We start from the raw sequence: 13,399 nt of genomic DNA on the forward strand, positions 1-13,399 counted from the left end.
AACGCACCCACACCAGGAATTATTCTCCAGAAACGTTCCCATTCCGCATGGTTTGCTGCACTTGCTTGCCTTCTGCACTGGTGGCTTGCAATGTTCCGTTCACTGAGGTTTTCAACGGCGTTTGTGCCGCAAGGCTACCCGATGCAGATACCTGCAAATTACCGTTGCCTTCCAGTGGTAAAGCAGGCCATCCCCACTGCTGCAACACATTTACCGGCACGGAACGCCCGCGCAGATTGATAATGGTATTACGTTGCGGATTCTGAGAGATTGCCCCGGTTGCTTCCAGCATGCCGTCCCCGGCGAAAGCGCTCAGTTCGGTAATAGAGATTTGGTTATCGTTGGCCGTCAACGAAATAGATGGGCGACGAACATCCACGCGGTTAAGAGTAGCTGCCGATGCATTCAGCGTAGCGTTACCACTCCAGATGCCCCATTGATGGTTACGCACCACTTCGATATTGTCTGCCGCGCCGTCTAATGCGGTGAACTGGAACGGGAAGGCGGGATCGATGTCGATAATCAGATTCCGGTTTGCGGAAAGTTTTTTAATCGTCACCGTATTGAGCCATTCCGGTAACGGCTCCATCCAGCGCGCTTTCCAGTCTGCGGGCAGCGTATATTCAAGCCCGGCCAAAACCACTTCATCGAGCGCCAGCTTTTTCTCGTTGCGCAGCCATTCACCCGCCGCGCGAACCATTCCTCTTTCCCAACGGGAAGTGAACTGGCGCAGCGTGGCGGTTTGCTGGTTAAAATCAATATTCACAATCGGATCGTTCAGATGCAGTGCGCCGTTAATGAAATCACTGGCGTTCATCGACAGGCGCCCGTCATCGCTTTGCCAGCCGCCCTTTGCCAGCGTCAGGTTGCGCAAACTCAGATCGAGATCTGTCACGGCCCAGTCTTTCCCTTCCAGACGCGCATCAGTGACTTCCAGGCTATCAATTTTCAGCGACGGGACAGTAGTGAGCGGTGCCAGGAAATCGGTAATCGTTTTTTCGGTTTGCAGACGGATGTCATTCAAACGCAGGCTGCCGATTTGCCACGAGCCATCCGCGAGACGCCTGGCGTTACCGGTGAGCGAACCACGAGCCATATCCGCACCGATAGTTGAAAGCGTTACCTGCTGATTATTAATTGCGCCCTGCAATAACACGTTAGTCGCAGGCACCCCGTTGAGCGTCATCGAACCGGCGCTAAATTGAATATCCGCGGTATTGCCCTGGGCTTTACCTTGCTGCGGCTGCCAGGGTGTCACTCCGCCGTTAACGCGCTGAGCATGTAAATTCCATTCCGTATTGGGGCTGTTGAGCGCCATATCGCTTAATTGCAGCATATCGGCCTGGAAGGGAAGCGGTGCGGCATTTGGGCTGATATTTAGCGTGCCGTTCTGCAACAAAATTTTATCGACGTGCATGGGATCTGACACCTGGCGTGAGCTCAGGCCAATATCAATATTTTGCGCAACCAGCGTTGCAGGCTGACCTTTGCGCCCAAAGGTCACATTGCTCAGCGTAAGATGCATAGGGGAAGCCCAACGGTGATCCATTTCCTCAAACGAGAAAGTGTAATCACTATTCTGAACGACCCAACGGCTTACCAGGGTGGCACCCCAGCGAGTTTGAAGCAAAATATAGGCAGCGATAAGCGCAACAAATATGACGACCAGTAACGCAACGATTAGCTTTCCGAGAAATTTCATTGTCTTCCATCCCATGAAGTTTCGGTAAGGGTGTTATGCCCCATTTACCGTTATAGCTCAAGGATGGGATTGTCAGGAGGGGTTACACGCGCTGGCAGCAACAAATCACCAGCGCGTGAAGTACATCAATTTTTCTCAGGCGGGAAAATCAGGTTTAACACGATGGCAGTGATACCACCGGCAGCGATACCGGAAGAGAGCAGCGTTTTCAGCCAGTCGGGCGCAAACTGCAAAATCAGAGGCTGCTGAGAGACGCCCATACCGACGGCCAGGGAGAGTGCAATAATCATAATCGCGCGGCGATTCAGCGGCTCGCGGGAAACAATTCGCACGCCGGAAGCGGCAATGGTGCCAAACATCACTATAGTCGCGCCGCCTAAAACGGGCTCAGGAATGTGTTGAACAAACCCGCTTACCGCCGGGAACAGACCCAGCACAATAAGCATCAGAGCGACAACAAAACCGACATAACGGCTGGCAACGCCGGTGAGCTGAATCACCCCGTTGTTCTGGCCAAAGCAAGAGTTAGGGAATGTGTTAAACACGGCGGAGACACAAGAGTTCAGGCCGTTAGCCAGCACACCGCCTTTGAGGCGCTTCATATAAAGCGGGCCGGATACGGGCTGCTCGGAAACGTCAGACGTCGCAGTAATATCGCCGATGGTTTCCAGAGAGGTCACCATAAAGACCAGCATCAGCGGGATAAGCAGATTCCAGTCAATGCCCAAACCGTAGTACAGCGGCGTAGGCACCATTATCAGGTCAGTATTTGTTGATGGCACGGTCTCCGGCAACATGCCCATCGCCCAGGCTAACCCATAACCTACGGCCATGGCGATAACCAGGGAAGCGACGCGTAGGTAAGCGTTACGCTGGCGGTTAAGCAGAATAATCACCAGCAACACCGCACCTGCTAACAACAGGTTTTTCGGTGCGCCAAATGTGTGATCGTTCATGGCGGCATAACCACCGCCAATAGATGTCAGACCAACCTGAATCAGAGAAAGCCCGATAATCATGACCACTACGCCGGAAACCAGCGGCGTGATAATACGACGCGCCAGATGCAAGAAGCGGGATAACAGCATTTCAGTGCAGCTTGCGAGCATTAAGGTACCAAACAGCGCTGCCATCATGGTCGGAACATCGGCTCCGCCATTTTTCAGTGCCATGCCGCCCATAATCAACGGCGACACAAAGTTAAAGCTGGTGCCCTGAATCGACAGAAGCCCGGAACCTACTGGTCCCCAGGCTTTAATCTGGATTATCGATGCTACGCCCGAGGCGAACAGCGACATACTGATAATGTGTTGGGTATCTTCAGCCGGAAGTCCCAGAGCCTGGCAAATCAACATAGCAGGCGTGATCACCGCAACAAACATCGCTAATAAGTGCTGCCCGGCAGCAAAAAGAGTTTGTGGGAGAGGAGGTCTATCCTCAAGGCGGTAAATCAATTCACTGGAACGGGGCTGAGCAATCGGTTGCGCACCTTCAGACTCAACAGCATTAACAGACATCAGAAATTATCCCCTGCGAAAAAACGCTGATTTTAGCGGAGTAAAGAGCAAAAGCAAACGTTTGCTTGTGATGTTTCCTAAGATAAAAAGTATATATAGCGAGCTTTTTATATAACTTTCGGCTGCTTTTTGGTTAAAATCCGGCTGCTGAGTTTTCTAAAACCTGAAATTCCAGTGAAGGATAATTAAAAAGCGTCTGTGAGAATATGCGCAAACAGGAGCACTTCTATGTTTTATCTTGATACTCTTTCTACCCTTGTTGCCGCCACTCTCGTGTTGTTACTGGGCCGAAAAATGGTCCACACCCTACCGCTGTTAAAAAAATACACTATCCCTGAACCGGTCGCTGGTGGCCTGTTGATAGCCCTTGCGCTGTTAGTGCTTAAAAAGAGCCTTGGCTGGGAATTTGAATTTGATATGAGCCTCAAAGATCCTTTGATGCTTGCATTCTTCGCCACTATCGGTCTGAACGCTAACCTTGCCAGCCTGCGTGCGGGCGGCAAAGTCGTCGGTATTTTCCTGATTGTTGTGGTTGGCCTTTTGATTATGCAAAACGCCATTGGTATTGGAATGGCTAGCCTGCTGGGCCTTGATCCGTTAATGGGTTTACTGGCGGGTTCAATTACGTTGTCTGGCGGGCATGGCACCGGCGCGGCCTGGAGTAAGCTGTTTACCGAGCGCTATGGTTTCCAGAATGCAACCGAAGTGGCAATGGCTTGCGCAACGTTTGGCCTGGTATTGGGGGGCTTGATTGGCGGGCCGGTCGCACGTTATCTGGTTAAGCATTCATCCACGCCGAACGGCACTCAAGAAGACAGCATTGACCCAACCGCTTTCGAAAAACCCGCGGTAGGGCGCGTGATCACCTCGATGGTGATGATTGAAACCATCGCGATGATTGCTATTTGTCTTACCGTCGGTAAATTTGCGGCGCATTTCATTCAGGGAACCGCGTTCGAGTTGCCAACTTTTGTTTGCGTGCTTTTTGTTGGGGTCATTCTTAGTAATGCGCTTGCGCTTCTGGGTTTCTATCGCGTCTTTGAACGTGCGGTTTCGGTTCTGGGGAACGTGTGTTTATCGCTGTTTCTTGCTATGGCGCTGATGAGCCTGAAACTGTGGGAACTGGCTTCTCTTGCGTTGCCAATGCTCGCCATTTTGACGGTACAAACTATCTTTATGGCGCTGTATGCAATCTTTGTGACCTATCGCCTGATGGGGAAAAACTACGATGCGGCGGTGCTTGCTGCGGGGCACTGTGGTTTTGGTTTAGGGGCAACACCAACGGCAATCGCCAATATGCAGGCGATTACCGAGCGTTTTGGGCCGTCTCACATGGCGTTTCTGGTGGTGCCGATGGTCGGCGCATTCTTTATTGATATCGTCAATGCGCTGGTGATTAAGCTCTACCTGATGCTGCCAATATTTGGCTAAGCAATCAGGCGTTTGAGTAGCGTTCCGTTTCAGGCATCCAGCGTTCGATGAGCGCTATTGCCTGTTCCGGGTAGCGTTCATGGATATGGCGCGCAAGGCGCTGTACTTCCGGGATCATTGCCTGGTCACGCAGTAAATCTGCCACTTTAAACTCGGCATTGCCCGTTTGGCGCGTGCCGAGTAATTCCCCTGGCCCACGAATTTCCAAATCCTTTTGCGCAATCACAAAGCCGTCGTTGCTATCACGCAATACCTGCAAACGTAGCTGTGCCGTTTTCGATAGCGGTGACTTATAAAGCAACACGCAGTGGGATGCGACCGCGCCACGGCCCACTCGGCCTCGAAGCTGGTGGAGTTGCGCAAGCCCAAGGCGCTCAGGGTTTTCGATAATCATCAGGCTGGCATTCGGCACATCAACGCCAACTTCAATAACCGTTGTCGCAACCAGCAGATGAATCGCCCCTTCTTTGAACGCCTGCATGACTGCCTGTTTTTCTTGCGGCTTCATGCGGCCATGCACCAGGCCGACGCTAAGGTTTGGCAGCACGGCTTTAAGCTCATCCCATGTCACTTCTGCAGCCTGAGCTTCTAAAAGTTCGGATTCTTCAATCAGAGTACAGACCCAATAGGCCTGACGGCCTTCATCGCTACAGGCGTTGCGCACTCGCTCGATAATATCGTTGCGGCGGGTGTCAGGAATAGCGACGGTAGTAACGGGCGTGCGGCCCTGCGGAAGTTCATCGATAGTTGAGGTGTCCAGGTCGGCATAGGCCGTCATCGCCAGCGTGCGTGGAATTGGCGTTGCGGTCATGATTAACTGATGCGGGTGGAAGCCCTGAATTTGGCCTTTCTCCCATAACGCCAGACGCTGATGAACACCAAAACGGTGCTGCTCATCGATGATAACCAGCGCCAGCTCAGAAAATTGCACCTGTTCCTGGAAAATCGCGTGCGTTCCCACCACCATCGACACCTGGCCGCTGGCGATCGCTTCCTGTTGGGCAATGCGCGCTTTGCCTTTTTGCTTACCGGCCAGCCAGCCCACTTCAATACCCAGCGGTGCAAACCACTGGCGAAAATTATTGGCATGCTGTTCGGCGAGCAATTCCGTCGGCGCCATCAGGCCCACTTGTTTGCCATGCGCAATTGCCCGCAACGCAGCGAGCGCGGCAACCAGCGTTTTACCAGACCCAACATCACCCTGCACCAGACGCATCATCGGAACATCCAGAGCCATATCGTGTTCGATTTCCGCCACGACTCGCGCCTGGGCCGCGGTTGGTTTAAACGGTAGTGCAGCTAAAAGGCGGTTTTTTAATTCGTCATGATTACGCAAAGGTAATGCGTGATAACGCTGAGCGCCTGCGCGCAACGCCAGCATGCTTAGGTTATGTGCCAGCAGTTCTTCAAGAATTAAACGCTGTTGTGCAGGGTGTTTGCCAGTTTCAAGATCGGCTAACTGCATGGTTGGCGGCGGGCGATGCAACGTGCGCAGAGCTTCCGGCAGGCTCATCATCCCTTTGCTCAAATCAGCGGGGAGCAGTTCGGCGATAGCGCAAGTATCCAGCAATTCCAGAGCCTGGTCAGTCAGTTTGCGCAGCGTCGCCTGGCGAATGCCTTCTGTGGTGGGGTAAACCGGAGTCAGCGTTTCCTGCAATTCAGGCGTGCTGAGATCGCCCTGAACGCGGTACTCCGGGTGAATCATCTCTGCACCGTGAGCCCCGCGTTTGGCTTCCCCGTAGGCCAGCACGCGTTTCCCGTTCGCCAGACTGTTCTTCATTGCCGCGTTAAAGTTGAAGAAACGCATGGTCAAAATGCCGGTGCCATCAGAAATCTGGCAGGTCATCATGCGGCGACGGCCAAAACTGATATTACAGTTCAGCACTTCACCTTCCACCGTGGCGTAAATACCCGGCAGCAGGTCGTTAATTGGGTAAAGTTGCGTACGGTCTTCGTAGCGTAGCGGGAGGTGGAGCAGGAGATCCTGAATGGTGTGCAGACCAATTTTCGCCAGTTTACCGCTCTGACTGGCACCGACTCCGGCAAGCGTACTTAACGGTATGGCGTCCAGCAAACGGCCTTTCATCTGACTACTCCGCAGATTGCATTGTGGCCCACCATGCGGCATCAGCTTCTATTTCACCTAGCTGATTAACATGTGGGTAGGGCAAACCTTTACGACGGGAAACGCGAGCCAGCACTGGATAGCCACCTTCAAACAGCAAGCGCTGTTGTTCAGATTCTGGCAGGGTGCTGTTTTCGCGCTGATACATACCGGCATTCTGACGCTGGCGCTGCGCTTCGTACAGAATGAGCGCTGAAGCCACGGAAACGTTCAGCGATTGCACCATCCCGATCATCGGAATAATGATGTCCTGGTCTGCAAGCGCTAACGCTTCCTGAGTAATACCGGTTTTTTCCTGGCCCATCAAAATACAGGTCGGAAGCGTGTAATCAATTTCGCGGAAATCGACGGCTTTATCAGAAAGATTAGTGGCAAGGATTTGCATCCCACTACTTTTTAGATGACTCACGGCATCACTAATATTGCGATGCGTTTTAACTTCAACCCAGGAATTACTGCCCGCAGCGGAAGAGGCCATGGTGCGCATACGGCTGCCCGGCCAGACGGCGTGAACTTCGTGTACGCCGACCGCATCTGCGGTGCGAATAATCGCCGAGACGTTATGAGGTTTATGGACTTGCTCCATGCAGACGGTCAGATCAGGCTGACGTCTGGTGAGCATCTCGCAAATACGCGCATAACGTTGAGGATTCATAACACTAATTTCGGTTGCGGGTAACTTTAATGACATCCGGCATTACGCGAATTTTGCGCATAATATTAGCCAGATGAACACGATCGCGGGCAGACATACGGATGAATGCGCTATAAACGCGGCCATCTTTCTCTTCGGTATTCAAGCTATGAATATTCGAGCCTGCGGTGTTGATAGCTGCCGTCAGATTCGCCAGAGCACCCTGATGGTTGAACATATCGACTTTGATTTCAGTGATAAATTCTTGCTCGGTCTCTTTATCCCACTCTACCGCCATAAACTTCTCGGCTTCTTTCTGGTAGCCACGAATATTACGGCAGGACTCGTGATGGATAACCAAACCTTTACCAGGGCTGACATGCGCAACAATCGGATCGCCTGGAATTGGACGGCAACACTTAGCAAAAGTAATCAGTACGCCATCTGCACCTTTGATAGGTAAATGGCTGTGCGCTGGCGTGTTCGCTTGCGCAATTACAGACGATTCGCCCTGAAGATTTTTGGCGACCACCACGCTCATGGCGTTACCCAGGCCGATTTCAGCCAGCAAATCATCAAGCGTAGCGAGCTTCATGCGCTCAAGCTCACGTTGAATACTTTCCGGCGGAACTTCAGCTAACTTACGGCTGCCACCTAAAGCATGATTAAGCAGACGGCGACCAAGGCTGACGGAGTCATCACGCTTGAGGTTTTTCAGCATCTGGCGAATTTTGGCGCGAGCTTTAGAACTCACGACAAAATTTAGCCAGGCCGCATTCGGACGAGCGCCTGGTGCGGTAATAATTTCGATAGTCTGGCCGCTGCTAAGCGACTGAGATAACGGATAGGGCTGCCTGTCGACACGGGCACCAACACAAGCGTGGCCGATGTCAGTATGCACCGCATACGCGAAATCGACGGGTGTTGCGCCAGCCGGTAATTCGACAATGCGCCCTTCCGGGGTGAAAACGTAAATTTCATCCGGGAACAGATCGGATTTCACGCTCTCAATAAATTCAAATGAGCTACCGGCGCTTTGCTGTAATTCCAGCAGGCTTTGCATCCAGCGCTGGGCGCGGATTTGTGCGGTAGTGCTGCTTTCACCTTGCTCTTTATAAGCCCAGTGAGCGGCAACCCCCATCTCTGCCATCTGATCCATATCTTCGGTACGAATTTGCACTTCAACCGGCACGCCGTGCGGGCCAATCATTGAGGTGTGCAGGGACTGATATCCGTTAGCCTTTGGAATGGCGATATAGTCTTTCACCCGCCCGGGACGCGGTTTGTAGAGGCTATGCATCTGCCCAAGTACGCGGTAACAGGTATCCATATCGTGGACGATCACGCGGAAAGCGTAGATATCCATAATCGAGTGGAAACGCTGCTCTTTGAGCGTCATTTTGCAGTAGATGGAGTAAAGGTGTTTTTCGCGACCGCTGACGCGGCAAGGAATACCTGCTTCTTGCAAACGCCCATCGATTTCCGAGAGGATTTTTTGAATCATCTCTTTGCGGTTACCACGCGCCGCTTTCACCACTTCTTTAATGACGCGGTAGCGGTTTGGGTACAGCGCTTCAAAGCCCAGCTCTTCCAGTTCGGTTTTCAGATGGTGAATACCAAGACGGTGCGCAAGAGGGCTATAAATTTCGAGGGTTTCGCGAGCAATGCGGCGACGCTTATCAGGGCGTAGAGCCCCGAGAGTGCGCATGTTATGCGTACGGTCGGCGAGTTTGATCAAAATGACGCGGATGTCTTGCACCATCGCCATGATCATTTTCCGGAAGTTTTCAGCCTGAGCTTCTTTCTTATCGCGGAATTTCAGCTTGTCTAGCTTAGAAACCCCTTCCACCAGTTCGGCAACGCTTTTGCCAAACAGTTGTTCCATATCCTGGTAGGTGGCAGGGGTGTCTTCGATCACATCATGTAGTAGGGCGGCCATGAGTGTTTCGTAGTCGAGTTTCATCTCGGCCAGAATGCAGGCAACCGCTACGGGATGGGTGATGTAGGGTTCACCACTTGAACGTGCTTGTCCCTCGTGAGCATCACGCGCAACAAGGTATGCTTGCCGAAGTCGCTTAATCTGCTCCTCGGGCAAGTATTGTTGAATCAGTTGATTCAGGCTTTCAAACAGATACAAGGGCTACCCGCAGGCTAATTAACGACGACCTTCAGCAATAGCGGTAACGGCCTGCAATTCTGCGGCTTCCTGCTCTTGCTGTTCCTGACGATCACGAACATCGAGAATCTGGTTGGTGATCAACCCTTCTTCGATTTCGCGCAGTGCGATTACAGTCGTTTTGTCGTTTTCTTCAGCAACAAGTGGATCTTTACCACCAGTTTGCATCTGACGAGCGCGACGTGCGGCGACCAGAACCAAGTCAAAACGGTTACCAATTTTCTCAACAGCGTCCTGAACAGTTACGCGTGCCATAATTAAAATGCTCCACAGATGAAGAAATGACTGGGCATGATACTGAAACTGGGCTCAGTCTGCCAATAGTTTGCTGATTAAAGCGTCATGTCGCGCTTTCTGGCGACCCATTCGTAGACGCTCGGCACGAATGATAATCTTTAAATCTGACAGTGCGGTGTCAAAATCATCATTGACGATTAAATAGTCATATTCGGCGTAATGGCTCATTTCTGCAACAGCCTGCTCCATTCGCTTCGTAATAACTTCTTCACTGTCTTGCCCGCGACCGCGCAAGCGTCTGTCCAGCTCGTCTTTTGACGGTGGCAGAATGAAGATACTGCGGGCCTGAGGCATTTTCTCACGAATCTGCTTAGCACCCTGCCAGTCAATATCCAGGAAAACGTCTACACCTGTTGCCAGAACTTGTTCAATGGCATGGCGTGACGTGCCGTAGTAATTACCAAATACTTCCGCGTGTTCAAGGAATGAATCTTCAGCAATCATCTGCTTAAACTCTTCTTTTTCCACGAAGAAGTAATGTTCACCATGATTCTCTCCCGGGCGAATGCCTCGCGTAGTATGGGAGATAGAAACCTGCGTGTCGTACAGCGGTTGTGTCTTTAACAAAGCCTGGATGAGGCTGGATTTCCCGGCACCACTTGGTGCGGAAACGATATAAAGTGTGCCTTGAGCCATGAGTTCTAACTTATTCGGTAAGCATAAAAAGAAGTGCGTATACGGCCCTATTATACACAGCGTCTTCAAGTCACGGTGAATTTGTCATGCCCTTCGGCAATATTTCTGCCAATTTGCGTAGTGCTTTCCAAACAATACACTGTGTTACTGCAACAAAATAACTCCTTCTGAAAGCTCCTCGCATCCCTTTTATTTCCCGTTCGTATTGCTTGTTTCCCGGCGTTATACCTCTCTTCGTTTCGACATGGAGGACGTTATGAAGTGGATAACAATATTTATCGGGTTACTGGGATGGTTCAGCACCATGGCTTTGGCGGCATGCCCGTCCTGGTCACCTGAGCAAGCCCAGCAGGAGATGGCGAAATTGAACGAAAAACTTAGCGAGTGGGATAACGCCTATTATCAACAAGGAAATAGTGTTGTCAGTGACGCGACATACGATGGTTTAAGTAGCCAATTTAATGAATGGCAACGTTGTTTTAAACCTGCGGATAAACTCCAACAGCCCTGGCTTCCCACACAGGGTAAGGCGCTACATCCCATTGCACATACCGGTGTAAAAAAATTGCCAGACAGAGCTGCCGTGGCGCAGTGGATGAAAGGAAAAACCGATCTTTGGGTGCAACCTAAAGTGGATGGTGTAGCGGTGACATTGGTTTATCAAAAAGGGCGCCTGATCAAACTCCTCAGCCGTGGTGACGGTGAGAAAGGGCAGGACTGGACAGCAAAAGCCAAAATGATTCCCGCGATCCCCCAAACCGTTTCCGGCTTGCTGGCGGATAGTGTTTTGCAGGGCGAAATTTTCTGGAAAAGAGAAAGCCACGTACAGAAAACCATGGGCAGCAGCAATGCTCGAAGTAAGGCTGCGGGGGCCATGATGCGCCAAAGTGATCCGTCCTTGCTCAATGAATTAGGGGTCTTTATTTGGGCGTGGCCAGATGGTCCAAACAAAATGAACCAGAAACTGGAAATACTCTCTCAGGGAGGTTTCCCGCTGACGAAAGCCTGGTCTTTGCCGGTTAACTCCGTGGAAGAAATTGTGGCGCAAAGAGAGACCTGGTTCACGACACCCTTACCGTTTGTAACGGATGGCATTGTGGTTCGTGAAGCGGCAGAACCTGCAGGAAAGTATTGGCTACCGGGTAAAGCAACATGGGTTATAGCCTGGAAATTTCCTCCAGCTCAGCAAATTGCTGAAGTTAAAGCCATACAATTTACAACTGGGCGAACGGGGAAAGTCGCAGTAGTCCTTAATCTGAGTCCTTTACAGATTGATGATAAACAAGTGAAACGGGTGAATATCGGCTCGGTTAAACGCTGGCAGGTTCTGGATATTGCTCCGGGCGATCAGGTCATGGTGAGTCTTGCTGGGCAGGGTATTCCACACGTTGAGGAAGTGGTTTGGCGAGTCAGTCAGAGGGATAAACCGCAACCGCCAGTGGAAAAAATGATTACACCGTTAAGCTGCCTTTACTTTGAACCCTGGTGTCGCGAACAGTTTATTGCGCGGCTTGCATGGATAAGCTCCCCAGCCATTTTAAATATTAATGGTGTGAGCGTTCGCTCCTGGCAGCAACTCCAACAAAGTCTTCACATGGAACACATCTTTTCCTGGATAACGGTAACTCAGGAAGCGCTGTCTCAAATTAGCGGCATGTCTACGGCCAGGGTTGCGCATCTTTGGCAGCAATTCACACAAGCCAGGCAACAACCATTCAGGCAGTGGCTGATGGCATTTGGTTTTCCACTTCCAGCGGTGGTATTAGCGACATTGCCAGATTCACAATGGTCACATTTAGTTGCGCGAGATGAACTCAGTTGGCAAAAGTTGCCGGGTATTGGTTCAGGAAGGGCAAAAAAGTTGGTCGAGTTTGTGAATCATCCCCAAATAGCAGCGCTAGCGGCATTTCTGGCACAGCAAGGAATCAGGGGATTTGTCGATCAGTGATCCGCGTGTTTGTAATGAAATACCGGCAACCCTAATCGTAAGCGTAACGCCAGTAAACGCGTGGTGAACCCAAACAGGAGGGTGGAAATAATGACAATATCCTGGTTCGAAACGTAGTGCTGCAAAACGATATAAAGCACTGCGGAGGCAAAAGCGATGCCTGCGTACAATTCCTTCTGAAAGACCAAAGGAATGCGTTTGCAAAACATGTCGCGCAAGACGCCACCAAACACACCGGTAACTACGGCTGCGATAATAGCGATGATTGGGCCTTCGCCCATATCCAGCGCTATTTGTGCACCGATGATAGAAAACACCACCAGGCCTAAGGCATCAAGGACCAGGAAGAGGCGACGCAGATGGGGCATTACGGGGGCAAATACCGTGGTAAGAACGGCTGCGATAGCCACAATCACAACGTATTCGGGGTGCTTTACCCAACCTAATGGATAATGCCCAAGCAGAATGTCACGAACAGAACCACCGCCAAGTGCTGTGGCTGTGGCAATAATAATTACGCCGAAAGTATCCATGCGGCGGCGGCCAGCAGCTAATGCACCGGTCATGGCTTCGGCAGTGATACCGATTAGATAAAGAACATGTAGCAGCATGGATACCCCCAATGGAAACACGCAGAGGGTAACGTTTTGTGAACAATGTCACGATTGAGTTTTTCTAAAGCGAAGCGGTTTGGATTAGTTATTTTAATGCTTGAACTCTATTTTTTACTTAGGAATTAAGTTTGTCTTGCGGAAATTATTTTCCTTGAAGATTAGTTTATCTATCGTTAGTCGCACGGAGTAACAATGATGAACGCGTAAATGATGTTGAGGGCGTTGGCAAATGCGTTAATCCAGAAACCAGCGAGTTATTAAGATGCACTTCTATTGCTCAATCACCTGAAATTATGGCTACAAAAAGGCCCGCATAAAG

Annotated in this window: 10 protein-coding genes; 2 read left to right on the forward strand and 8 right to left on the reverse strand. The window is 51.1% G+C overall.

The window, feature by feature from the left end; genetic code table 11:
- Window positions 1-19: 19 nt before the first annotated feature.
- The gene (locus AB1E22_RS09650) at window positions 20-1,702 is read right to left on the reverse strand and encodes an AsmA family protein (protein WP_367595133.1); all 1,683 of its coding nucleotides are present in this window, start codon (window positions 1,700-1,702) and stop codon (window positions 20-22) included.
- Window positions 1,703-1,827: 125 nt separating this feature from the next.
- Window positions 1,828-3,219 carry a nucleobase:cation symporter-2 family protein gene (locus tag AB1E22_RS09655; protein WP_367595134.1) on the reverse strand — a complete coding sequence of 464 codons (1,392 nt, stop codon included), beginning with the start codon at window positions 3,217-3,219 and terminating at the stop codon, window positions 1,828-1,830.
- A gap of 228 nt (window positions 3,220-3,447) precedes the next feature.
- On the opposite strand from AB1E22_RS09655, the gene gltS reads away from it, so the two are divergent.
- Window positions 3,448-4,650 (forward strand): sodium/glutamate symporter, encoded by a 1,203-nt coding sequence (gene gltS, locus AB1E22_RS09660; protein ID WP_367595135.1) that lies wholly within the window; start codon window positions 3,448-3,450, stop codon window positions 4,648-4,650.
- A 4-nt stretch (window positions 4,651-4,654) separates the two neighbouring features.
- Here the strand turns inward: gltS and recG are convergent, their stop codons facing one another.
- Genes recG through gmk form a run of 5 tightly spaced genes read right to left on the reverse strand, consistent with a single transcriptional unit; the run spans window position 4,655 to window position 10,518 of the window.
- Window positions 4,655-6,736, reverse strand: coding sequence for an ATP-dependent DNA helicase RecG (recG, locus tag AB1E22_RS09665; protein ID WP_367595136.1), 2,082 nt, complete (start codon window positions 6,734-6,736; stop codon window positions 4,655-4,657).
- 4 nt (window positions 6,737-6,740) lie between these two features.
- Complete coding sequence (trmH, locus tag AB1E22_RS09670; protein WP_367595137.1) at window positions 6,741-7,430, reverse strand: tRNA (guanosine(18)-2'-O)-methyltransferase TrmH; 690 nt, start codon at window positions 7,428-7,430, stop codon at window positions 6,741-6,743.
- Between the two features lie 4 nt (window positions 7,431-7,434).
- The gene (gene spoT, locus AB1E22_RS09675; protein WP_367595138.1) at window positions 7,435-9,546 is read right to left on the reverse strand and encodes a bifunctional GTP diphosphokinase/guanosine-3',5'-bis pyrophosphate 3'-pyrophosphohydrolase; all 2,112 of its coding nucleotides are present in this window, start codon (window positions 9,544-9,546) and stop codon (window positions 7,435-7,437) included.
- Window positions 9,547-9,564: 18 nt separating this feature from the next.
- Window positions 9,565-9,840, reverse strand: coding sequence for a DNA-directed RNA polymerase subunit omega (gene rpoZ, locus AB1E22_RS09680; RefSeq protein WP_034499980.1), 276 nt, complete (start codon window positions 9,838-9,840; stop codon window positions 9,565-9,567).
- Window positions 9,841-9,894: 54 nt separating this feature from the next.
- Window positions 9,895-10,518, reverse strand: a complete 624-nt coding sequence (gene gmk / locus AB1E22_RS09685; protein WP_367595139.1) for a guanylate kinase — start codon at window positions 10,516-10,518, stop codon at window positions 9,895-9,897.
- Window positions 10,519-10,774: 256 nt separating this feature from the next.
- On the opposite strand from gmk, the gene ligB reads away from it, so the two are divergent.
- Window positions 10,775-12,466: an NAD-dependent DNA ligase LigB gene (ligB, locus tag AB1E22_RS09690; protein ID WP_367595140.1), complete on the forward strand. Its 1,692-nt coding sequence runs from the start codon at window positions 10,775-10,777 to the stop codon at window positions 12,464-12,466.
- Here the strand turns inward: ligB and AB1E22_RS09695 are convergent.
- A complete protein-coding gene (locus tag AB1E22_RS09695; protein ID WP_367595141.1) occupies window positions 12,460-13,077 on the reverse strand; it encodes a trimeric intracellular cation channel family protein in 618 nt (205 codons plus the stop codon). The genes ligB and AB1E22_RS09695 overlap by 7 nt on opposite strands.
- Window positions 13,078-13,399: the final 322 nt, after the last annotated feature.

Source organism: Buttiauxella gaviniae, assembly GCF_040786275.1.
In the GTDB taxonomy this organism is placed as follows: Bacteria; Pseudomonadota; Gammaproteobacteria; order Enterobacterales; family Enterobacteriaceae; genus Buttiauxella; species Buttiauxella gaviniae_A.

Coding starts and splice junctions, on each gene's coding strand:
- AB1E22_RS09655 (WP_367595134.1), bottom strand. CDS start 3,219: ATGTCTGTTAATGCTGTTGAGTCTGAAGGTGCGCAACCGATTGCTCAG.
- AB1E22_RS09695 (WP_367595141.1), bottom strand. CDS start 13,077: ATGCTGCTACATGTTCTTTATCTAATCGGTATCACTGCCGAAGCCATG.
- rpoZ (WP_034499980.1), bottom strand. CDS start 9,840: ATGGCACGCGTAACTGTTCAGGACGCTGTTGAGAAAATTGGTAACCGT.
- trmH (WP_367595137.1), bottom strand. CDS start 7,430: ATGAATCCTCAACGTTATGCGCGTATTTGCGAGATGCTCACCAGACGT.
- recG (WP_367595136.1), bottom strand. CDS start 6,736: ATGAAAGGCCGTTTGCTGGACGCCATACCGTTAAGTACGCTTGCCGGA.
- ligB (WP_367595140.1), top strand. CDS start 10,775: ATGAAGTGGATAACAATATTTATCGGGTTACTGGGATGGTTCAGCACC.
- gmk (WP_367595139.1), bottom strand. CDS start 10,518: ATGGCTCAAGGCACACTTTATATCGTTTCCGCACCAAGTGGTGCCGGG.
- AB1E22_RS09650 (WP_367595133.1), bottom strand. CDS start 1,702: ATGAAATTTCTCGGAAAGCTAATCGTTGCGTTACTGGTCGTCATATTT.
- gltS (WP_367595135.1), top strand. CDS start 3,448: ATGTTTTATCTTGATACTCTTTCTACCCTTGTTGCCGCCACTCTCGTG.